The organism is Kineosporia mesophila, assembly GCF_021129235.1.
In the GTDB taxonomy this organism is placed as follows: domain Bacteria; phylum Actinomycetota; class Actinomycetes; order Actinomycetales; family Kineosporiaceae; genus Kineosporia; species Kineosporia mesophila.
In genome coordinates this window covers 147407-168830 of sequence record NZ_JAJOMA010000008.1, presented here as the reverse complement: position 1 = coordinate 168830, position 21424 = coordinate 147407, and the positions used below count along the sequence as shown (strand labels likewise).

Genomic DNA, 21424 nt, shown 5'->3' with positions numbered 1-21424 from the left:
ACCGCCCGGCGATCAGGGTTTTCCTACTGAACGCGCGCTGCACCGAATGAGTGTCGGTGCAGCGCCGCACCGGCTTTGACGGGACTTAAGTCCCTACGCAGGCCGCGTTCGGACGGTCACCGTGAGCAGTGGCCGGACGTCAGGTGTCGGAGGTGGGGGGCAGGCCCCCAGTTCCATGCGGAAGGAAATGCAGCGTGTCCAACATCGAGATCATCCTCAAGGAAGCCATGCAGATCGACGGGGCCATCGGCGCCGCGCTCGTGGACTTCACCAGCGGCATGACCCTCGGCCAGGCCGGCGGCAACGGTGCCCTGGACCTCGAGGTCGCGGCCGCGGGCAACACCGAGATCGTCCGCGCCAAGATGCGCACCATGGAGTCGCTGCGGCTGCGGGAAGAGATCGAGGACATCCTCATCACCCTCGACACCCAGTACCACCTGATCCGGCTGATCCGCGGGCAGGCTGGCCACGGCCTGTTCCTGTACATGGCCCTCGACAAGCGCCGCGCCAACCTCGCCCTGGCCCGCCACAAGCTGGCCAACCTCGAGCGCACGATCGAGATCTGATCCTCCCGGACAGCGAGATGGAGGACGACGTACCCGGCCGGGTACGTCGTCCTCCATCTCGCTGTGAACCGCCCGACAACCCCGCGAAAAGCCCGGGAGCGGCGCTTAAACTGGCGGGTATGCCTGCCCTCAACGAACCCGTCGTCCCGGCCGGTTCCTGGTCGTCCGGGCCCCAGCCGCAGATCGAGGGCGACGGTCTGCGGCTGCGCCCGTGGCGGGCGGGGGACGAGGCGTTCCTGGTGGGAGCCTACGCCGACCCGGCGATCCAGCGCTGGCACACCTTCTCGCTGGACGACGAGCAGGACGCCGCCGGCTGGATCGAGCGGGCCAACCGGAAGTGGCTCACCGAGCGGGGTGCCGACTGGGCCGTGACGGACGGCGAGAACCAGCTCGCCCGCATTGCTTTCCGCACCCTCGACCTGGAGTACGGGGACGCCGAGGTGGCCTACTGGGTGGCGCCGCAGGCCCGCCGGTCCGGGGTCGCCTCCCGCGCGGTCACCGTTCTCGCCGACTGGGCCGGCAAGGCCGGCCTGCACCGTCTGACGTTGCAGCACTCCACCTTCAACGAGCCCTCCTGCGGCGTCGCGCAGCGCTGCGGATTCGCTCTGGAGGGCACCGCCGTGCGGGCCCTGCGGCACGCCGACGGCTACCACGACATGCACCTGCACGCCCGTCTTCTCGACTGAGCTTTCAAGGTCGCGACGACTTCTGCCGACATCCGGCAGGACGACGCGACGGGGGTCAGCGGTGACGGAAAGACGCAGAGGGGGGCGGGGTGCCCCGACGGTACGCGCCGCGGTGTTCGGTTCCCTGGCCTTCGTGCTGGTGCTCACGCTCGCCATGGCGGTGCTGTCCCTGGCCACCCTGCAACGGGTGGTCGACCGCAAGGACCGGGTGATCGAGCACGACACCGCGCTCGTGCTCGAGGCCCGCACGCTGATGGACATCCGCGACGCCCGGGCCGCCGCCAACCGCGGATACCTGCTCTCCGGCCAGGGCAAGTACCTGGGCGAGCAGTACCGCCAGGACGAGCTCTTCGCCCAGCAACTGACCCTGCTGCGGCAGACTGTGGACACCGCGCACGGCCGCGACCTGATCGCCGAGATTCAGCGACTGCAGGCCGACTTCGTCGATCTGGACGCCGGCCCGGTCAACCTGAAGCAGTCGGGCGCCGGTAACACCGACGTGGTGCGCGCGTGGGAGAGCATCGACGGCGCGCGGATACAGACCACGGAGTCGATGAACGAGCTCTTCACCTACCTTCAGGGTCTGGTGGAGGAACGGGAACAGGCCGCCACCCGGGTGGCGCACGTCGGCATCGTGCAGATCGTCATCTCCTTCCTCGTCATCCTGATCGGAGCCACCACGTCGGCCGGGATGACCGTGCGGCTGGTGCGCCGGCGGGTGATGACCGCGGTCCGCTCGGTGCAGGTGTCGTCGGCCGGCCTGCGCAGCAGCGCCAAGAAGCAGGCCGAGGGGGCCAGTGAGCAGGCCAGCTCGGCCGCGGAGATCTCCACGACCGTCAAGGAGATGCTGACCGAGTCCCGCCGGATCGCCGAGGGGGCCCAGGACGTGGTCGCGGCGGCGGGACAGACGGCCGACGCGGGACGACAGGGCCGGGACGTCGTGCTGGCCACCCAGTCGTCCATGAACCGCATCCGGGCCCACTCCGGCTCGGTCGACCAGCACATGGACGACCTGACGACCAAGGCCCGGCAGATCTCCGGGGTGGTCGAGATCGTCTCCGAGCTGGCCGAGCTCACCAACATCGTGGCGATCAACGCCAGCATCGAGGCGGCCGGCGCGGGGGGCGACGCTGCCCGGTTCGCCGCCCTGGCCGACGAGATCCGCGGCCTGGCCGACCGGGTGGGAGGATCCACCCGGGAGATCGGCGAGCTGGTGCAGTCGGTGGCCGGCGCCGTCGACGACACCCGCCGGGTCAGCCGGGAGGCCTCGGACGTGGTCGAGGCCGGTGCGTCCCACGTGATCGAGGCGGTGGAGAGCTTCGAGGAGATCGTGGCGCTGGTCGCCAGCACGATGGAGTCGGCCCGCCAGATCCAGCGTTCCACCAGCCAGCAGACGATCGCCGTGGAACAGACCGACCTGGCGATCTCCGCGATGGCTGCGGCCACACGCAACCATCAGGTGGCGGCCGGCGACACCCGCTCCACGGCCGAGGAGCTGGCCGTCCTGTCGTACCGTCTGGGCACGCTGGTGGAGAGTTCCCCGGAGGAAGCCCGGTGACGGGGCCGGACGGGTGGTCACGCCCGCCTGTTTCCCGTACCGCTACTTGAAGCAGTTAACACCCACGGCGACCGTGCCGACGGAGCCCCCGATCTTTCCCCCTCACCGGAGAGTGGAGGAGCCGTCATGGAAACGGTGACCTATCCGTACGCGGGTAAACGCTCGGTCAAGAACAACGACCAGGCCCGCGAACGGGCCAAACGCCAGCTCGGCCCCCAGACCCTGATCTCCCACATCGGCTGGAAGCACGAGGACGGTGACACCCTCTGCGTCGTGGAGTATCTGACGCCGGCCGAGGCCGCCGCCCACGACCGCGCCCCGAACACCCGGAAGTCCATGGCGGGCCAAGACTGCACACCTGCCGATGTGCACAACGCCCTTCTCGAGATGGGCGGTACCGCCACCGTTCACGACCTTGCGCTGGCCCTCGACCTGGACGTCGTGTGGCTCACCCGTCAGATGGAACGCCAGGACTGGCGCCTGGAGATCGGCGCCTCGGGCGGCTTCGCCGGTGAGCTCACCGAACTGGCCCTCGACACCACCACCGCCGGGTACATCCAGACCCCGCCCGCGGTGCCCCACCGGACCACGCTCCGTGAGATGCCGGGTGTGATGGCCGCCGCCGTGGCCCGATCGGTGATGCGCACGTCGCGCGTCTCCTGAAACCCTCGCCGACCCCGGTCCGGCGCTCGCTCAGTCGCTCTTGCGCAGACCCCGGTCCATCAGCGTGATGAGCCACTCGAAACTCTCGTCGACGTCGGCGGCCCACTGAAAACCGTTCCCGGCCTCGATGGTCGCGAACCCGTGCAGAAAGCTGCGCAGGGCCCGCAGGGCGTGCGTCATCTCGCCGGGCGGCACGTCGTACGCCCGCAGCACCGCCTTGAGCGCCGCCATGAGGCGCACGCTGGCCGCCGCCATCGGGTCGTCCGGGCCGGTCGGCTCCATCCCCACGGTGGCCGCGTACCGGCCCGGGTGGGCGACCACGTACCCCCGGAAGGCCCGTGAGGCGGCGGCCAGGGCGTCCTTGCCCGCGTACCCCTGGATGGCCGAGCCGACCGCCTCGGACGCCTCGGTGACGGCCAGCGCGGCGATCCGGCGGTTGAGGTCGTCCTGGCTCGCGATGTGCTTGTAGAGCGACGGGGTGCGCACCCCGACCCGCTCGGCCAGCATGCCCATGGTGAGCCGGGCGAATCCGACCTCGTCGGCCAGGGCGGCACCGGCCGCGACGACGGCGGCGGGATCGAGTCCGGCCCTAGGCACGGGCTTCCCCCGGGAGCGACAGCATCCGCCCAGTGTCCCGCACGGTCCCGCACGCCGTGCCGCGGGAGCGTTCAGCCCTTGGTCACCAGGCTCCCGACCTGGCTCGCCCCGTCCTTCAGGGTGTCCCGGGCGGCGTCCCAGGCGGTGGGGTCGATCCCCAGGGCGCTGCGCAGGTAGGCCACCGTGACCTGCTGGATCAGGGCCACCCGCTCCGGGTTCTCGTCCGTGGTCTCGGTGACCCCGGAGCCGGTGATCCCGCCCAGCGAGTGCTCCGCGCCGAACAGCGTGAGCAGGTGCTTCTCCCCCGGGGCCAGGTGGAAGCCGTCCGTGAACCATTCCGGGCCACGGACACTCAGCGGGGACTGGTCGGCGTCGCCCGCCACCAGCAGGGCCGGCGGCGTCATGCCGGAGAAGTCCGGGCTCATGAACGCGAAGTTCTGCGCCGCGAACGGGGTCAGGTCCTCGCCCCCGGTACCCGCGAGCGCCAGCAGCACGGTGGCCTTGACCCGGTCGTCGGCGACGTCCTCGGCATCGCCCACCACGCGGGCGCCGATCAGCATGCTCGCCGTCGTCGCGCCCCACGAGTGCCCCGCCACCGCGATGCGGTCGCGGTCGATCCGGCTCGCCAGACCGGGTACGGACGAGGTGAGCACCTCGATCTCGTCGAGCACCCGGGTGAGGTCCCGGTTACGGAAGCGCCAGATGTCGGCGTACCGCGGGTCTTCCGGGGTCAGGCCGAGCGTGTGGGAGTCGAGGTGGGTCGGCTGGATCACGACGAACCCGTGCGAGGCCCAGAAGTCGGCCAGCGGCGCGTAGGCGTCCAGGGACTTGCCGAAACCGTGGGAGAACACGATGACCGGCAGGTTCTCGCCGGTCGTGGGCGCGGACACCCGCACCTGCAGGTCGGTGCCCCGCTCGGGGGCGGGCAGCACGACGGGCTTCACCGAGATCGTCGGCGTGGGAGCGCCGACATCAAGCGTTTCGGACATGAGTGAGCTTTCCTCTCAGGGTGTTCCAGTCCGGACCAGCGCCGAGGCAACTAACCGAAACTGCGTTCCGCCGACGATACGGAACGACGTTCCGATTGGCAAGGGGGCTAGATTGACGCGATGCGCCCGCAGTACCACTTCTGGCCGGCCGGGTCCGGCCCCGGCCACGACGCCTGGAACGTGGCCCGCCTGATCGACCTGAGCCGCGACCTGCCCCGGCACGACGTGCCCGTGGCCTCGTTCCCCGAGATCGACACGGACTACTGGACCGACGCCACCTCGTCCCCCACCGTGCGCCGCGTGCTGAACCACGCCCGCCTGATCCTGGCAGTGGACCCCACCCACCCGATCATCCTGCGCCCGGACGGCCGGCTGATGGACGGCATGCACCGCCTGTGCCTCGCGATCCTCCAGGAGCGCACCACGATTCCCGCCGTACGGTTCGGGGTACTGCCCGAGCCGGACGTGCGTAACTGCCGGTTCGAGGACCTGATCTGAGAAGCGGCCCCCATCGGCCGGACGTCACTGGTCCGGCCGGATGCGCATGTTCTTGGTGACCCGCAGAACACAGACCCGGCAGTCCACTCCCGACCAGACTTTCGGCTCCAGCTGACCGGTATCCGGCGACCCGGCCCGGTCTCCGGCCTGGAGGCGAAGTTTCTCGATCAGTCGCTCGCGCCCCAGGGCGAGTCCGTCCGCGCGAACGGCCCGGGCAGCGCGAATGTAGGCGAGGGCGGCCGCCTCAGCCAGGGCCGCATGCCCGTCGACATCCGCCCTGATGTCATTCATACCCTTGAACCTCAGATACCCGGCGTACTCCTGCTTCGCCGGCGATTCTCCTTCTCCCGCAAAAGCCAATGAAATGTAGGAGTACTCGCGGCCGTCCAGGGATCCGTTGTCCTGCCGACGGGCCACATCGCTGGAAACGTCGTCGGCGGCGATCACATCCAGATCGCTGTCGAAATGGGTCAGGAAGACCCCGAAATCCTGGCCCCGCCCGGCGAAGACCACCACCGGGTCACCCTGCTCCCGCAACTGCGCGGGAAGATCCTCGAGTTCGTCCACCGGAACCGCGCTACTACCGCAGGCGCCCCCACCGGTGTCTTCCTCGGCCTCCAGCAAATCCGGAGTGTACGCGTACACCGTAAGGTTCCACCGTCGCCCGGCAAACTGCCGGCGCAGGAAATGCGTCAGGGTCTCGCTCCATAGGTTGCCGGCGTCGCGCGGACAGATCACCGCCACGTCACGGGGAACCTGTCGGCCGTCGGTCCGGTCCGCCGCCCAGCGGGCGATCTCGGCCGCCTGCGCGGAATTGGGCGCGGCCACGGAGAAATAGTTCCTGGCCCCGTCGGCCAGGTTGTCGGCCGTGAGCGTCGCGGACACGACCGGGTACTGGAGGTCATTGAGTTTGAGAATCAATTGTCTCGTGGTGGAAGTGCTTTCGTCGAGACCGATCACGCCGAGAGCATCGCAGCCATCCCCGGCCGGACCGAACTGGGCCAGCATCGCCGGATAGTTACCCATACCCGGCCCGGCATTTCCCAGCAGGAGCCGCACGATCGGCTGGTTAGGGCCATCGCGCATCGTGTTCTGTCTCTGCTGAGCCCGGAGGTAACCCATGAACTCGAGCTTCTGTTCTGTGTTGTCCGGCGTCTTGCCGCCCTTGCCCCGGCTCTCGAACGCTGTCGCATAGACCAGACACAGAACCGGCCGATCCGGTGAGGCCCGCTTCAACTCCCCGGCGCGGTCGTTCTGCGCGGACAGCGTTGCGTCGAACTGAGCCGCCGAGCGATCCCGAGGGGCGAAGGCTGCCATCTGCCCGGCGACCCCGACACATTCGTAGCGCTCCGCAGACTGCAGCACCAACCGGACGTTGCGATGGGCCGCAGCGTCTTTCGAACAGTACGGTAGACCGGCTTCCTCGAGCTGCACGTCATCCGTGTTCGCCGGGACAGGAGGGCCATCGGCCGGCTCCTCCCGGTCCGAGGCGGAGAGCCGGGGCAGGGACAGGTGAATATCAGGCGCGGCCGGTCGTCCCGTCGCGAACCAGCCGCCCGCGCCTCCGACCATCAGCAGCACCAGGGCGACCGGTACCACCCACGCGCGGGCCCAGAGCGCCGGCGTCGCCACCTCGAACCGCCGGGCATTGTTGGCGGCGTGCCAGAGCGCCGCGTACTGCTCGTCGTCCGCGTCCGCCGCGGGCTTCACCTCGACCGGCGGCACCCTGATCAGCAGGTGCCAGACATCCTCGGCCCGGGAACGCCCGGCGCCCCGGCGGCACCACGCCTCGTAGCCGTCGACCGCCTCGGACGCGGTCCACCGCACGACGCCGGAACCGGTGCCGCCACCGCTCAGCGCGTCGGGCGGGAACGTCCGGGCCGCGGCGACCAGGACCAGGGGGTCGAAGGTACGGCGCGGGTGGCTGCGGATCTCCTGGACGAGGTGCTGGAGTAGGAAGCCGCCCTCCTCGGCATCGTCCAGGAGCACCACGGGGTAGGACGTACGGCGGGCTCCCCGCGGGTGCCAGAACGAACGGCGGTAGGCGTGGGCGAGGTCGGACAGGAAGGCCTTCACCAGCAGGAGCAGCACCTCTTCGGGCTCCTCGGCATCCCGGCGGCCCTCGGTCAGCCGCACCCCGAACCCGAGAACCGTTCCTGGGTCTTGCGGTTCGAGGTAGGGCTGGCGCAGGAGCCACCGGTACTCCCGCCCGATGCCCGGAACCCGGCCGCTGAGACGCACCATGAACCACAGTGGAGGCACGATCCGCGCGAGTTTGGCCCACCGGGCGACCGGGGCATCGAGGAACTCGGGCAGCTCGTCGGAGAACAGCGACGCGTACCGGGACGAGGACAGCTCCCGGTCACGTAGCCGCCGGCGCAGCAGACCGTCCGAATCGATGTGGTCGGCCCCGAGATCCTGATGGATCAGCCAGTGCACGAGACCGAACCGGCCGAACCGGATCCGGCCACCCGCGGTGTTGGGACCACTCGCCAGCTCACGGGCGATTCGCAGCAGGCCGCCCGCCATGTCGTCGAGGTCGTCCGCGCCGGGCGGCGGGGGCACACAGCGATGCACGACGTGCGGGATACGGCGCGGCTCGGCCTCCTTCAGATATCTGGCCAGTCCCTCGACCAGGGCACCCCCGTCGTCCACCCGTTTCAGGCAGACGAGCGGGATGCCCTGGACCCCGCGGGTCTTCCCGGCCGAGGCCGGTGCCTCCCGCCGGCGTGGCCGGCGGGCCAGGCGTTCCAGGCACTCCAGAAGCTGTCTGGCCCCCTTGAACACCGGCATCTTGTCGTCGCCCGCTCCGGACGCAGCTGACCGATGGTTGCCCACGAATCCCCCCGATTCGACGGATCACCGCGTAGACAGACCGGCAACCCTCCCATTCCCCAGAAGATACCTCTGAGTGAAGCCGCCGGTACCAAGAGTGATACATCTGATCGCCATGGTCCTGAGGCCCGTCCGGTGGGCATCCGACGGGCAGGTCAGGCGCGCAGGACCTGGCCCAGCCGCTCCCGGCGCCGCAGCGACGACTCGACCGCCGCCACCAGCACCACCGTGACGATCAGCAGCACCACCGGAACGTAGGTGATCACCGGAACGACCAGCGCCGGGTCGGCCGGCAGGTCGTTCAGCACCCGCAGCGAGAGCAGGCCGACCGCCCGCGAGGCCAGCACCCGGCCGAGCATCCAGCCCACCAGGCCGCCGGCCAGCGCGACCGGCAGCAGCTCGCCCAGGCAGATCCACCGGGTGTCGGCGACCGTCAGACCGAGAGTCCGCAGCCGGGCCGCGGTCTCGCCGCGTTCCGGGGCGCTGCCCAGGGCACCGATCACCAGGGCCAGGACCGCGAGCGCCATGAGGAGAAGGCCCGCCACCAGGGCGAGGTCGCGCAGCCCGTCGGCCAGGGCACCGGCCAGCGGCCGCGCGTCCGGCGCGACGGGCCCACTCCCGGAGGCGGTGGCCCGCACCGACAGCGCAAAGACGGCCAGGGCACAGGACGTCACGATCAGGACCAGCGGCAGGACCCGGCCCGCGGTTGCACCGGCACGGCTCGCCGCCAGCAGCGGGAGGCTCCCCCGGAGCCGGCCGGCCGGCCGCAGGAAGCCGGTCAGGGCCGGCGGAAGTATCCGCAGCAGAAGGATTCCCCCGCTGACCGCGACCAGGGACGGGGCCAGCGCGGGCAGCAGCGAGGCGGCGGCCCCGTTGTTGGTGGCGATGCCCCGCTGACTCAGGGCGGTGTACGCACCGACGGCGGCGAGCAGCACCGCGACCTCGGTCGTGATGCGGCGCAGTTGACGGGTGACCGCCAGGGTCCTGCGCGCAGACCGGTTGGCGGGCGCGGCCCGGTGGTTGGTGGCCCGGGCGGCCGCCAGCACCGCGACGGTGGGAGGCCCGACGACCGCGACGAACAGCACGGGCAGGGACCAGGCCAGAGACAGCTCATCGATCAGCAGCCGGACGACCAGCGCAGCGGCGCCCCCCGCGAGCAGTGTCACAAGCACCGACTCCACGGCCAGTTCGGCCCACAGGCCGGGCAGCGAGGCCCCGCGCCGGCGCAGCCCGGTCAGCACCCCGCCCCGGCGCCGGGTGAGCAGGTCGGCGGTGAGCGCAAGCGCCAGGCCGACCGCGACCAGCACGGCCCCCAGCAACACGATGGCCAGGGCGGTCGCCACCGCGATCTGGTCGAGAATCCTCTCCAGCACACCGCTCAGGCGGGTATTGAAATCGATCGCCGGGCCCTCGTCCTGCGCGACGCCGGATCCGGCCCCCAGTTCGACCAGCGAGTCGATCACGACCGGAGCGTTGTCGCGGCTGATCGAACCCGCCGTCGGCCTGAACTCGATCGTCACGTCCATGTCGGTGGGCGCGGTGGCCAGGCGGCCGTCCGGCAGCGAGTCCGCCGACAGCAGCACCGACGTGAAGCTGGTGGTGATGCCCCGGGTATCGGTGAACACGGCGGGCTCCAGCAGTTGCGGCTGAACCTTCCAGACCTGGTCGGAGGGGTTCTGCGCCCGGTAGATCCCGCTGATCCGCAGTTCGACCCGGCCGCCCTCGCGGTCCTCGGTGCGGACCCGGTCGCCGGTGCTGAGACCGAGCACTTCGGAGGCGGCTTCGGACAGCCCCACCGAGACCGGCCAGGGAGCGGGTCCGGCCCGCTCCTCGCCCCGGGAAGGATCCTGGGCGGGTGGGCTGCCGTCGGTCCAGGTGAGGGAAGCCGGTTCGCCCACGTACACCAGCCGCAGGGTCCGGCCGGGCAGGCCACCCGTCCTGAGCTCCAGGTCACTGCTGGAGACACTGACGACCGGCGGCCCGAACACCGATCTGAGGGTGGGATTCAGCAACTGTTGCGCAGATCCGGCGTACCCGTCGGCGACGGTGGCCGAGTTCGGCCGCCGGACCCGGGGATAGCCGGGTGTCTCGGCGTCGAAGGGCACCTGCGCGGTCATGCCGGCGGCGTCACCGGCAGCGCTCACGGCCTCGGCCACGGCCCGGTCGGCCCGTCGGTCGATGAGCGGCGGAACGGCGGCCGTGATCAGGACCGCGACGAACACCACGAGGGCGGTCAGCAGCAGTGGCCCTCGATCGGCACGGGCGCGGCCGCGCATGCTGGGCCGGTGGAGGCTCATCCGCGGGCCCTCCGGTCGCCGGCCCGCACCTGGATCCCGCTGACGACGCGGATCACCGCCTGGCCGGTCAGGAGAAGCACGGCCAGCAGCAGGATCTCGTGGGTCCAGGGCCAGCGGAACAGGGCATCGGGCACCGGGGCCGCTCCCAGGTCGGAACGAATCAGGAGCGGGCCGACCACGGCAGCCGTGATCGCTCCGAGAGCAGTGCCGGCGGCGGTCAGCAGGACGAGCAGGCCACCGTGCTGGGCCAGCAGCATTCCGGTCACGGTGCGCCGAGTGAGCCCGAGCGACCGCAGCCGGGCCACCTCCCCCGCCCGGGACCGCAGGTCGGATACGACGTGCAGGGTGAGACCACCCACGGCGAGCAGCAGCACGGCGGGGAGCAGCATCGCCAGGGCTGCGGGCACCCCGACACGGAGAGGACCTTGCGAAAGTTCCTGGTGTTCGGCATCTCTCGTTGTCACCTCGCCGAGGCCAAGTTTTCCCGCCCCGGAGACGTTCTTCGGATGACCCACCCACCAGGCATTCCCCACGGTCGGCCGGGCGCCCTGCGCCGTCAGGACCCGGCCGAGCAGGTCGGCGTCGGCGAGCATCGCGCTCCGGCCGGGTGCGGAGGGTACGTCGGGCACCACGGCCGCGACCTTGACCGGCACCGACACGGTATTGATCAGGATGCTGTACCGGTCGCCGGGCCCGGATCCCAGCACGTCGGCGAAGTCTTGTGAGACGACCACCGGAACTTCCTGCGGAGCCACGAAACCGGCCATCACGAACTGGCCGTTCGCGTAGTACAGGTCGGACAGCTGCACGACGGCGTCAAGATGGAAGACGATGTCGGCGCCTTCGCGCGCGCCGTCACCGGCGACACTGAGCACCCGGGTGCCGTCCTGCCGGCCGTAGCTGGAGGCTTGCCACCGGCCCGGATCACCGTCAGCCCGGGGGAACCGGAAGGACAGTTTCACCGAACCGGTTCCGATCAGGTTCTCCGCATCGGCGGCCGGACCTGGTGCGAGGTCGACGACGACCGCCACGACCCGGGAGTTCTCCGGCAGCGTGTCGCAGTCGGTCGCCCGGTGCGGCTCACCGTCGAGCACGATCGGCCGGAGCCCGCAGGTGCTGCGTAGTCCAGCCGCGTCCTGCAGCACTAGCTGAGGGGTGATCTGCAGGACGCTCTCGCTGTCGGTACTCCCGGTGATCTCGGGGGGACCGTTCAGGGCCACCGAGGGCGCGGGCTGCCCGGGAGCGATCGCCGCGCCGATCTGGGCCCACGACGTCCCCTCCGGCAGCCTCCCCCGCAACAGGTCCCCGGCGTCTGCGGAATTCAGCGCCACCAGGTGCGGGGCGTTGCCGGTACCACCGAGCCACTGCCCCACCGCAACGTCCTGCTCCAGTACCGGCGAGATGGTTCCCCCGACGGCCTCGCGCAGTACCCCGGCCTGCCCGGCCTGGGCCGGCCCCGCCAGTTCCACCCTCAGATCGGTGCCCACCGCCAGGTCGGCCTGGTCGACCTGCGACTGCTGCCAGGTCGCGGCCAGCGCCAGTCCGAAGGTCCCGGACGCCACTGCCAGCACGAGCAGCAGCGCGGCGGCGATCGCCTGCGGGCGCCGGGATGCCTCGAACGCGGCCAGGGGCAGAACCAATCGCCTCGAACGCCGGGCCGCCCGGTCGGCCAGCCCCAGCGGCAGACCGGTCAGGCGCACCATCAGGGCGGCCCCGGCGAGAAGGATCAGGCCGGGCGCCAGGATGCGCACGACGTCGGTGCCCGACTGCGCCGTCGGCTGCACCTGCAGCTGCCACCAGCCCACCGCCGCCAGGGCGACCAGGGCCAGGTCGGCGCCCGAGCGCACGAGCAGTTCTTTTCCTCCCCGCTGCTCGGCCGCGTCCTGGGCGGCCGGGTCGGACCGCAACGCCGGCAGCAGGAGCACGGCCGACAGCGCCAGTACACCGATGAGGATCACCAGAACCTGCCCGCCGCTGACACCCGGACCGGTGGTCAGCCCGGCGTGGCGCAGAGCCGGGAGCCGGGTGAGCGCGGCGTGGCCGAACGACGAGGCCGGCACGGACAACGCCGTCGCGATCAGGGCCAGACCGGCCACCTCCCCCGCGGCCAGTCCCAGCTGCTGGCCGCGTCCGGCGCCCATTGCCGAGAACAGCGCGGTCTGGGCCGCCCGCGACCGGGTGACCAGGCGCCCGGCGAGCAGCAGGGCCGATGCGGTCAGCAGGGTGCCCAGCAACATCACGACCAGCACGGTGGAACGGGTCACGGCCTGTTGCGTGTACACCCGGGTGACGGTCCCCAACAGGGTCGAGGCGACCCGCTGCTGGTGGACGCGGTCACCGAGCCGGTCTCCCAGCCGTCGGTCCGCGGTCGCCAGCCGGGTGGCGACCGCGTCGAGTTTCCCGGCGTCCGCGGCGTCCAGAGCCGGTTGCACATCGACCTGGATCCGGTCGAGCGCCAGACCGGTCCCGATCAGAGCGGGCGTCCCGACCAGGAAGGGTCCCGCCCCCGGGGCCGTACCCGCGTAGCCGACCGCCACGGCCTGGTCGAATCCCTCGGCCCCCAGCACATCCCGGTCCCAGCCGGCGTTCTGTCGGGGCGCTGCGACCCCGGTGACGAGCAGATCGGTGCGCTCCACGCCGTCGTCCTCGCCGAAGCGGGCGCTGGACTGGGACCCCAGGCGCACTCGGCTGCCGGGTTCCAGGCGCATCGCCCGGGCCGTGGACTCCAGGACGACGACCGGCAGGACGCCGTTCACCGGACCGGCGGCAGGCCATTCACCCGCGGTCAGCCGCACCGCCCGCGACAGGTCGTCCATCCCGGTGAGGTAGCCCACCGCAGAATCGTTCCCCCGGACCTCGAGGGTGCGCATCGTGCTGGAGGCCCGGGTCTGGGTCACCGGCGTACCCAGAGGGCTCACCGCGTCCTTCAGCAGTTCTCTGGTGTCGGCGATCACCCGGGCGGCGTTCTCGTTCTGAATGTCGCTGAGGTACGCGATGGTCTCGACCTCAGCCGGTTCGGTCCGGGACATCCCCGCGGTGAGCGCGGTGCCGGCCGAGACGGTGAGCAGTCGCGCCGACACCCCGAGCAGGGTTCCGCCGATCGTGACCACCGCGACCACGGCGGCCAGCAGCGGCCAGGAGGCCCTGGCCCGGCGGACCAGAAGCTTCAGCACTGGTGTCTCACCCGGCAGTCTCTTCGTCGTGGGTGACACGGCCGTCGGAGATCCGCACGATCCGGTCGGCCAGGCGCATCATCACCGGGTCGTGGGTGGAGACGAGAGCGGTCACCCCCTCCGACTCCACCACCCCCCGCAGGAGAGCCATGACCGAGAGGCCGGTCTCGGCGTCCAGTTGTCCCGTCGGCTCGTCGGCGACCAGAAGGCGCGGGGACGAGGCGAGCGCGCGGGCGATGGCCACCCGTTGCTGCTGCCCACCGGAGAGTTCGTCGGGACGCTGCCGTGCGTGGCCGGCCAGCCCGACCAGGTCGAGCAGGCGGGCCACCCGCTTCTCGCGTTCCTCCCGCGGCGTGTGCCGCATGCGCAGCGGAATGCCGACGTTCTCGGCGGCCGAGAGAACCGGCACCAGACCGAAGGTCTGGAACACGTACGAGACCTTGTCGCGCCGTAACCGGCTGCGTCCCGCCTCGTCCAGGGCCGTGACGTCGGCACCGTCGACGAGAACCGTTCCGGCGTCGGGCCGGTCCAGGCCACCCACCATGTTCAGCAGCGTCGTCTTCCCCGACCCCGACCGCCCTACCAACGCGACCAGGGTGCCCGCCGCGACATCGAACGAGACGTCGTGCAGCACCTGGCTGGACCCGTAGCTGCGGCTCACCCCACGAATACTCAGCACGATCCGCGCCCTCTCCCGGTGGCCGGGGCCGAACTTCTCATGATCATGCCGATTTTCCCCGGGTTTCCTCGTCGGGACGCAGGCTGACGTGGTCGTCCTCGAGCGCGAGTCGCACCCGCCGGGTCAGGTTCAGCGCCTCGATGTAGTCCTTGGGCACCTGCACCCGTCCTGCGCGGTCCATCACGGCGTACTCCTCGTGCACCACCTCGTCGTCGCCGTTCGCCCCGGTCGACGTGCGCCGCAGCACCTCGCTGGAGGTGCGGCCGTCGCGGATGGCCACGGTGCGCTCGACCTGCCCGCTGACGTCCGGGTCGTGCGTCACCACCACGATCGTCACACCGAGATCCCGGTTGACGTCGCGCAGCACGCCGAACACCTGGGCGGAGGTCTCGGTGTCGAGCTCACCGGTGGGCTCGTCGGCCAGCAGCACCCGCGGCCGGTTGGCCAGGGAGACGGCGATCGCGACCCGCATCTGCTCGCCGCCGGACATCTGCCCCGGGCGCCGGTCCGCGCAGTGCGCCACCCCGACCGCCTCGAGCAGCGTGTTCACCCGCGTGGCGCGCTCTTTGCGGGGCACCCGGGCGAGAGTCATGGGCAGGTCGACCACCTGGGCCGCGGTCAGGTAGGGCACCAGGTTCTGCGCGGTCTGCTGCCGCACGTAACCGACCGTGTGCCGCCGGTACCTCACCCGGTCGCGGGCCGACATGTCCAGCAGGTCCCAGTCCGCCACCCGGGCCCGGCCCGCCGTGGGGGCGTCGATCCCGGCGAGCAGCGAGAGCAGGGTGGACTTGCCGGAGCCGGAGGCCCCGACCACGGCGATCATCTCGCCCGCCTCGACCAGCAGGTCAAGCCCCTGCAACGCCTGGACCTCGATCGATCCGGTCTGGTAGATGCGGACCAGGCTGTCACACACGACGATGGCGTCGGGCACCGGTTCCTCTCCACAGCTCCACGATGAGCAGGACGAGCGGTGAAGGAGAACCGCGCTCGGCAGGGTCTACCGCAGCGACCTTGGTCCAGTCAAAGAATGACCTTCGGCCGATTTCAACGGCACTGGACTGTCACGGAACATGTCGTTCACATCACAGTGAGCACGCATGCAACACATACTGCGGTGTCGACGTCAGGATGGGTGGAGGGGCGCACCACCGCGCTTCGCCGGGCCACCCGATCATCGACGCCGACCGCCTACGAAAGGGCCGCCAGCGCCATGCCAGACTCGCAGACCCTCTTCATCGCGGTCGGTGCGACCGGTTTCCTCATCCTGCTACTGAGTCTCGTGCTCGGCGAGCTGGGCGGGCACGACGGTGAGCTGGGCGGGCACGGTGATGCGGGCGGGCCCGGCGACCTTGGTCACGAGGCCGGATCTCCGGGCGGGCCGCCGGTGGACGCGGTGGGCCACATCCCGGACGGCTCGGCCGCCCTGGACGCCCCCACCTGGTTCAGCATCCGCGTACTGGCCGTCTCGCTGGTGGGTTTCGGGGCGGCCGGGTTCATCGCGGTGGCCGCGGGCGGCCCGGCGCTGATCGCCTGGCCGGTGGCGGCCGCGGGATTCCTGGCCGTGGGCGCGGCAACTCACCGCTTCATCCTGAAACCGCTGGCGCGGCAGCAGTACAACTCGCTGACGAGCCGCTACGGCTACATCGGGCGTACCGGTGTGGTGACGCTCGACATCCTCCCGCACGGCACCGGACAGGTGACGTTCCACGACCGGGCCGGCGCGCGCATCACCCAGACCGCGTCGTCCGACCACCACGAAGGTGTGCCGAAAGGCACCGCCGTCACCGTCGTCGACCTCGTCGACGGTGGGGTACTGGTGCACCGCAGCGCCTTCTCGGACTGACCCTCCCCCTAGAACCCGTTCCCCCGACCCAAGGATCCGACCGATGACCGGTTTCACCCCTGTCCTGATCGCCGTGGCCGCGGTGGTCGTCGCCCTCCTCCTGCTGACGATGCTCTACGCGAAGAACTACGTGAAGGTGCCACCCAACATGGTGGCCGTCTTCACCGGCCGGGGCCGGCCGAAGATCGTGCGCGGCGGCGCCCGGTTCCGGGTGCCCGTGCTCGAGCGCGTCGACTTCATGAGCCTGGAGCCGTTCAACATCCAGGTCTCCGTGGGCTCGGCGATCTCCAGCAACGGCGTCGGTATCGCCGTGGACGTGGTGTCGCTGGTGCGTTTCGGCTCCACCGACGAGGCGATCGAGACCGGTACGCAGCGCTTCCTCACCGCCAACCGCGAGGAACTGCGTCACCAGCTCACCGAGATCATCGCGGGTAACATGCGCGCGATCTGCGCCAAGATGACCGTGGAAGACCTGAACAGCAACCGCGACCAGCTCACCCGCTCGGTCGCGGAGGAGGCCGGCGCCGCCCTGGCCTCGATCGGTATGGAACTCGACGTGCTGACCGTGCAGGACGTGCGCGACAAGAACGGCTACATCGAGTCGCTGGGCCGCAAGCGCATCGCCGAGGTGCGCCGCGACGCCGAGGTCGGCGAGGCCCAGGCCCGCCGGGACGCCCGTATCGCCGCCGCCGAGGCCGACCAGCAGGGCCGTACCGCCGAGGCCAAGTCGGCCGAGGCCATCGCCGAGGCGCAGCGCGCCCTCTCGATGAAGCAGGCCGAGATCGACACCGAGGTCAAGGCCGCCCAGGCCCGCGCCGCCCAGGCCGGTCCGCTGGCCGAGCGCGAGGCCGAGCGCGCCGTGCTCCTGGCCGCCGTGGACACCGAACGTCAGCGCACCGAGCGGCAGATCGCCGTCGAGGAGCAGCGTGCGGCCCAGCGCAAGCAGGCCCTGGAGGCCGACGTGATCGCGCCGGCCGAGGCCGAGCGTCAGGCCGCCACCCGGCGCGCCGAGGGCCAGAAGGCCGTCACCATCGCCAACGCCGAGGCCGAGGCCCGTCGCCGCGAGCTCGCCGGTGAGGCGGACCTGAAGGCCCGTACCGCCGGTGCCGCCGCCTTCCAGCGGGAAGGTACCGCCCAGGCCGAGGTCGAGAAGGCCAAGCTGCTCGCGGCCGCCGAGGGTCAGCGCGCCACGCTGCTCGCCGAGGCCGAGGGCCAGAAGGAACTGGCCGAGGCCCTGTCCGCCTTCAACGACGAGGCCGCCCGCCTGCGCGTGCTGCCCGACCTGATCGCGGTGCTGCCCCTGATCGCCAAGGAGGTCGCCGCGCCGATGGGCAACATCAGCAACCTCACGGTGCTGAGCAACGGTGGCCAGGACGGCAACGACGCCCTCAACCGCGTCGCCGGCTCGGTCCCGGCCCTGCTCCTGCAGGTGCTCGAGACCGCCAAGGCCGGAGGCCTCGACCTGGGCCAGCTGCTGGGCGGCACCAGCGACCCTCTCGCCCCGAAGAAGACCCCCACCACGCAAGCCTGACCCCCTTCAAAATCGTTCGTGATCATGCAAAACCTCCCCGGAGTTCTAGAACTCTTCGCTTCGGAGTTCTAGAACTCTGGGGAGGTTTTGCATGATCACGGCGGGGGTTGTGACCCACGCGATCACGACGGGGGTTGAGATCAGGTCAGGGCGCTGATTCCTGTCACCGCGCGGCCCACGATCAGGCTGTTGATCTCGCGAGTACCCTCGTACGAGTACAGGGCCTCGGCGTCGGCGACGAACCGGCCGATGTGGTGTTCCAGCAGAATCCCGTTGCCCGCCAGCAGTTCCCGGGCCCAGCCGACGGTCTCCCGCATGCGGGTGGTGCAGTAGGCCTTGGCCAGGGCCGAGTGCTCGTCGCGGAACGTGCCCTCTTCCTGCAACTGCGCCAGGCGCACCACCATGCCCAGACAGGCCGTGGTGTTGCCGAGCATCCGCACCAGCAGGTCCTGCACCAGCTGGAAACCCGCGATCGGGCGACCGAACTGCTCACGTTCCTGGGCGTAGGCCAGGGCGATCTCGTAGGCCGCCATCATCACGCCGACCGCCTGCCAGGCCACGCCGCTGCGGGTGCGGCGCAGCACCCCGGCCGTGTCGCGGAACGAGTGGGCCCCGGCCAGCCGGTTCGCCTCCGGCACCCGGCAGTTCTCCAGCGTGATGTTCGCGTTCTCGACCATGCGCAGGGCGATCTTGCCCTCGATCTTCGTGGCCGTGAAGCCGGGTGTGCCCTTCTCCACCACGAAACCCTTGACCTTGCCGTCCTCCACGTCGCGGGCCCAGAGCACGATCAGGTCGGCGAAGGTGGCGTTGCCGATCCAGCGCTTGGCGCCGTCGAGCACCCACTCGTCACCGTCGCGGCGGGCGGTGGTGCGCATCCCGCCGGCGATGTCCGAACCGCTCTCCGGCTCGGTCAGGGCGAACGCGCCGATCTTCTCCATCCGGGACATCGGCGGTAGCCAGCGCTCTTTCTGATCGTCCGAGGCGCAGGCGCTGATACTGCCCATCGCCAGCCCGACGTGGACGCCGAAGAACGTGGCAACGGACGCGTCGGCCCGGGCCAGCTCCATCGCCAGGAATCCGTTGAGGAGACTTCGCTGGGGTCCGCCGGACGCCACCGGGTTCGCCAGCCGGGCGATGTCCAGATCGGCGAAACCCTTGATCAGCTGGAACGGGAACTCCGCGCGCCCCCAGTAGTCGTTGGCGATGGGCCGCACCTCGGCGTCCAGGAAGGCCCGCACTCTGTCCAGGATCTTCCGGTCGTCCTCGTCCAGGATCGACTCGAACTGGTACAGGTCGCCGGTCAGCAGCTCGGACATGCGTACTCCTTCATCGCCGGGCACATCGGTGATGTCTCCACCCTGCTCGCCCCGGCTACCGGGCGCACCTCGACAACAGGACGACGGGGGAGGTTTCGCCTCGTCACGGAGAGGAAGAGCGGCGGAGCCGGCGCCGGGCCGCCCGGATCGTCACACCCTCTTCAAAGCCCTTGATCACGCGCGGATCGACGTCCGACGCGCGGTGCCCGGCCGGGGTCTTCCCGAGCTCCCCCGACACCTCCCGCATCACCGCGGCCACCGACTTCTTCAGCGCGGTCGGCGCGGACGGCGCGGACGGCGCGGACGGCGCGTCCCGGCCGGCGAAGGCGACGACCGCGAGCACCGTGGCGTGCCGGGTGCGGAAGTCCTTGGCCGGGACGTCGTGCGACACCACCTCCTTCACGTACTCGCCGATGTCGCCGCCACGCAGAGTGGTAGAGGTACTGCCGCCGGTCGAAGACCTTATTCCGAGCGGCGTTTCAGTCCGCGCGGCCCAGCGGCGTTTCGTCCAGGTTCCGGCGCAGATCGACCAGTGAGTCGTGCGTGGAGACGGCCCCGGCCTCCCGCAGTTCCTGTTCGGAGAAGCCGCCCGTGCGGACCGCCACGGTCTCGATCCCGGCCTTCCCGGCCGCGATCACGTCCCAGGTCGAGTCACCCACCATCACCCCGCGCGTGCCCCCGGCCTTCTCCAGGGCGACCTGCACCAGGTCGGGCGCGGGCTTGCTCTGCTCAGCGTCTTCGGAGGTGGTCCAGCCGTCGGCCAGCGACCGGCCGCCGAACAGGTCGAGGAAGTGCTCGACGTGCTTGCCCTTCCCCGAACTGGCCAGCACCAGGGTGAATCCCCGGTCCTTCACCTCGGTCAGCAGCTCCCGCACCCCGTCGAAGGGCCGGATCTCGTCGATCATGGCCTCGAACTCGCGCTCCCAGGCGGTGCGCAGGTCGTCGCCGATCGACTTCTCCACGTCGTCACCGGCCACGGCGGCGACCAATTTGTCTCCGCCCATCCCGATCGCCCGGTGCAGCCGCCACAGCGGCAGGGTCAGGTCATGACGGCGAAAAGCCCGGTACCAGGCCAGGGTGTGCTGGTAGTTGGTGTCGACCAGGGTTCCGTCGACGTCGAAAATCGCAGTGTCGGCCATGCCGTCACGCTAATCAGGCCCGGGACGGGCCGCGTCTCCAGACCCACCGCGGGAGGGGCACCTGACCGATCGGCCAGGTGCCTCGTCCTCCATCCCACCGGGGACGGGGCACCCGAGCGACCCGGCCGGTGCCTCGTCCTCAATCCTGGATGTCGGTGGTGACCCCGAGCGCCCGGCTCGCCTCCACATCGGCCCGCAGGGCCTCGATCCGGGCGTCGGCCAGGCCGAGGGAGTCGGAGCCGAGCAGCTGGTGCAGGGGCGCGTCGTCCCGGGTGGCGACCTCGATGATCGCGGTGGCGGCCTTGGCCGGGTCGCCGAGCTGGGTGCCGGGCATGGCCAGGTGCTGCTGCGTCATCTCGCGGATCGCCGGGTAGCCGGTGCTCTCCTGCGAGGGCAGGCCGAGCGAGACCGGACGCAGGAAGTCGGTGCGCATGTAGCCGGGCTCGACCAGGTTGACCGTGATGCCGAACCCGGCCACCTCGGCGGCCAGCGACTCGGTCAGGCCCTCCAGCGCGTACTTCCCGGCGACGTACAGCCCCCAGCCGGGGAAGGCGGTGAGACCGAGGATCGAGGAGACGTTGACGATGTGTCCCCGCCCCGCCTCACGCATCGCGGGCAGCACGGCGCGCAGCACGTTCCAGACCCCGAAGATCTGGACGTCGAACATCTTCCGGACCTCGGCGTCGCTGACCTCCTCGACCGCGCCGAGGAATCCGTAGCCGGCGTTGTTGACGACGACGTCGAGGCCGCCGAACCGGTCGTGGGTGGCGCCCACGGCCCGGGTGACCTGCTGCTCGTCGGCGAGGTCGACCTCCAGCACCAGCAGGCGCGGCCATTCGCCGGAACCGCCCAGGGCCTCACCGAGCCGCTGGGCCGAACGGGTGGTCGCGGCCACGTTCTCGCCGCGCTCCAGCAGCTGGCGGACCAGATCGAGGCCGAGTCCGCGGGAAGTGCCGGTGACGAACCAGGTGGACATGGTGTTTCTCCTTGCGAGGGGCGGTGTTCGGTACGTCATCCAGACTCGCCACCGCGCGGCCGCCCCACCAGCAGGTAC

The 21424-nt window shown here is 70.8% G+C and carries 18 protein-coding genes; 7 read left to right on the top strand and 11 right to left on the bottom strand.

Going from position 1 to position 21424, the window contains the following annotated elements; all coding sequences use genetic code 11:
• The first annotated feature begins 194 nt into the window (after nt 1-194).
• The 4 genes from LR393_RS13590 to LR393_RS13575 all read left to right on the top strand — a co-directional run bounded on the left by LR393_RS13590 (nt 195) and on the right by LR393_RS13575 (nt 3473).
• Entirely contained in the window at nt 195-566 is a 372-nt protein-coding gene (locus tag LR393_RS13590; RefSeq protein WP_231484240.1) for a hypothetical protein, read from the top strand.
• A 119-nt stretch (nt 567-685) separates the two neighbouring features.
• A complete protein-coding gene (locus LR393_RS13585; RefSeq protein ID WP_231484239.1) occupies nt 686-1252 on the top strand; it encodes a GNAT family N-acetyltransferase in 567 nt (188 codons plus the stop codon).
• A gap of 112 nt (nt 1253-1364) precedes the next feature.
• The gene (locus tag LR393_RS36395) at nt 1365-2810 is read left to right on the top strand and encodes a methyl-accepting chemotaxis protein (RefSeq protein ID WP_231484238.1); all 1446 of its coding nucleotides are present in this window, start codon (nt 1365-1367) and stop codon (nt 2808-2810) included.
• A gap of 126 nt (nt 2811-2936) precedes the next feature.
• Nucleotides 2937-3473, top strand: coding sequence for a hypothetical protein (locus LR393_RS13575; RefSeq protein WP_231484237.1), 537 nt, complete (start codon nt 2937-2939; stop codon nt 3471-3473).
• 30 nt (nt 3474-3503) lie between these two features.
• Here LR393_RS13575 and LR393_RS13570 read toward each other — a convergent pair whose 3' ends face one another.
• Both LR393_RS13570 and LR393_RS13565 read right to left on the bottom strand, forming a co-directional pair.
• The gene (locus LR393_RS13570) at nt 3504-4070 is read right to left on the bottom strand and encodes a TetR-like C-terminal domain-containing protein (RefSeq protein WP_231484235.1); all 567 of its coding nucleotides are present in this window, start codon (nt 4068-4070) and stop codon (nt 3504-3506) included.
• A 71-nt stretch (nt 4071-4141) separates the two neighbouring features.
• Nucleotides 4142-5059, bottom strand: coding sequence for an alpha/beta hydrolase family protein (locus LR393_RS13565; protein ID WP_231484234.1), 918 nt, complete (start codon nt 5057-5059; stop codon nt 4142-4144).
• 120 nt (nt 5060-5179) lie between these two features.
• Here LR393_RS13565 and LR393_RS13560 point away from each other — a divergent pair, with 120 nt between their 5' ends.
• A complete protein-coding gene (locus tag LR393_RS13560; RefSeq protein WP_231484233.1) occupies nt 5180-5557 on the top strand; it encodes a hypothetical protein in 378 nt (125 codons plus the stop codon).
• A gap of 24 nt (nt 5558-5581) precedes the next feature.
• Here LR393_RS13560 and LR393_RS13555 read toward each other — a convergent pair whose 3' ends face one another.
• The 5 genes from LR393_RS13555 to LR393_RS13535 all read right to left on the bottom strand — a co-directional run bounded on the left by LR393_RS13555 (nt 5582) and on the right by LR393_RS13535 (nt 15472).
• The gene (locus LR393_RS13555) at nt 5582-8395 is read right to left on the bottom strand and encodes a hypothetical protein (RefSeq protein WP_231484232.1); all 2814 of its coding nucleotides are present in this window, start codon (nt 8393-8395) and stop codon (nt 5582-5584) included.
• A 152-nt stretch (nt 8396-8547) separates the two neighbouring features.
• Nucleotides 8548-10689 carry an FtsX-like permease family protein gene (locus LR393_RS13550; RefSeq protein WP_231484231.1) on the bottom strand — a complete coding sequence of 714 codons (2142 nt, stop codon included), beginning with the start codon at nt 10687-10689 and terminating at the stop codon, nt 8548-8550.
• Nucleotides 10686-13862, bottom strand: coding sequence for an FtsX-like permease family protein (locus LR393_RS13545; RefSeq protein ID WP_231484230.1), 3177 nt, complete (start codon nt 13860-13862; stop codon nt 10686-10688). The genes LR393_RS13550 and LR393_RS13545 overlap by 4 nt, the downstream gene beginning before the upstream one ends.
• A 7-nt stretch (nt 13863-13869) precedes the next feature.
• On the bottom strand, nt 13870-14523 hold the full coding sequence (locus LR393_RS13540; protein WP_231484229.1) for an ABC transporter ATP-binding protein: 654 nt from the start codon (nt 14521-14523) through the stop codon (nt 13870-13872).
• Between the two features lie 61 nt (nt 14524-14584).
• Nucleotides 14585-15472 (bottom strand): ABC transporter ATP-binding protein, encoded by an 888-nt coding sequence (locus LR393_RS13535; RefSeq protein WP_231484228.1) that lies wholly within the window; start codon nt 15470-15472, stop codon nt 14585-14587.
• Between the two features lie 183 nt (nt 15473-15655).
• On the opposite strand from LR393_RS13535, the gene LR393_RS13530 reads away from it, so the two are divergent.
• Together LR393_RS13530 and LR393_RS13525 are read left to right on the top strand one after the other, a co-directional pair.
• The gene (locus LR393_RS13530; protein WP_231484227.1) at nt 15656-16384 is read left to right on the top strand and encodes an NfeD family protein; all 729 of its coding nucleotides are present in this window, start codon (nt 15656-15658) and stop codon (nt 16382-16384) included.
• Nucleotides 16385-16427: 43 nt separating this feature from the next.
• Nucleotides 16428-17915, top strand: coding sequence for a flotillin family protein (locus tag LR393_RS13525; protein WP_231484226.1), 1488 nt, complete (start codon nt 16428-16430; stop codon nt 17913-17915).
• 140 nt (nt 17916-18055) lie between these two features.
• Here LR393_RS13525 and LR393_RS13520 read toward each other — a convergent pair whose 3' ends face one another.
• The 4 genes from LR393_RS13520 to LR393_RS13505 form a co-directional block, all read right to left on the bottom strand.
• Complete coding sequence (locus tag LR393_RS13520; RefSeq protein WP_231484225.1) at nt 18056-19231, bottom strand: acyl-CoA dehydrogenase family protein; 1176 nt, start codon at nt 19229-19231, stop codon at nt 18056-18058.
• A gap of 103 nt (nt 19232-19334) precedes the next feature.
• Nucleotides 19335-19622, bottom strand: a complete 288-nt coding sequence (locus LR393_RS13515; RefSeq protein WP_231484224.1) for a site-specific integrase — start codon at nt 19620-19622, stop codon at nt 19335-19337.
• 88 nt (nt 19623-19710) lie between these two features.
• Nucleotides 19711-20370 (bottom strand): HAD family hydrolase, encoded by a 660-nt coding sequence (locus tag LR393_RS13510; RefSeq protein ID WP_231484223.1) that lies wholly within the window; start codon nt 20368-20370, stop codon nt 19711-19713.
• A 139-nt stretch (nt 20371-20509) separates the two neighbouring features.
• The gene (locus LR393_RS13505) at nt 20510-21346 is read right to left on the bottom strand and encodes an SDR family NAD(P)-dependent oxidoreductase (protein WP_231484222.1); all 837 of its coding nucleotides are present in this window, start codon (nt 21344-21346) and stop codon (nt 20510-20512) included.
• Between the last annotated feature and the right edge of the window lie 78 nt (nt 21347-21424).

Bases quoted from the DNA above. Each gene is read 5' to 3' on its own strand.
- LR393_RS13575 (WP_231484237.1), top strand. From the start codon at position 2,937: ATGGAAACGGTGACCTATCCGTACGCGGGTAAACGCTCGGTCAAGAAC.
- LR393_RS13585 (WP_231484239.1), top strand. From the start codon at position 686: ATGCCTGCCCTCAACGAACCCGTCGTCCCGGCCGGTTCCTGGTCGTCC.
- LR393_RS13560 (WP_231484233.1), top strand. From the start codon at position 5,180: ATGCGCCCGCAGTACCACTTCTGGCCGGCCGGGTCCGGCCCCGGCCAC.
- LR393_RS13505 (WP_231484222.1), bottom strand. From the start codon at position 21,346: ATGTCCACCTGGTTCGTCACCGGCACTTCCCGCGGACTCGGCCTCGAT.
- LR393_RS13520 (WP_231484225.1), bottom strand. From the start codon at position 19,231: ATGTCCGAGCTGCTGACCGGCGACCTGTACCAGTTCGAGTCGATCCTG.
- LR393_RS13550 (WP_231484231.1), bottom strand. From the start codon at position 10,689: ATGAGCCTCCACCGGCCCAGCATGCGCGGCCGCGCCCGTGCCGATCGA.
- LR393_RS13525 (WP_231484226.1), top strand. From the start codon at position 16,428: ATGACCGGTTTCACCCCTGTCCTGATCGCCGTGGCCGCGGTGGTCGTC.
- LR393_RS13510 (WP_231484223.1), bottom strand. From the start codon at position 20,370: ATGGCCGACACTGCGATTTTCGACGTCGACGGAACCCTGGTCGACACC.
- LR393_RS13565 (WP_231484234.1), bottom strand. From the start codon at position 5,059: ATGTCCGAAACGCTTGATGTCGGCGCTCCCACGCCGACGATCTCGGTG.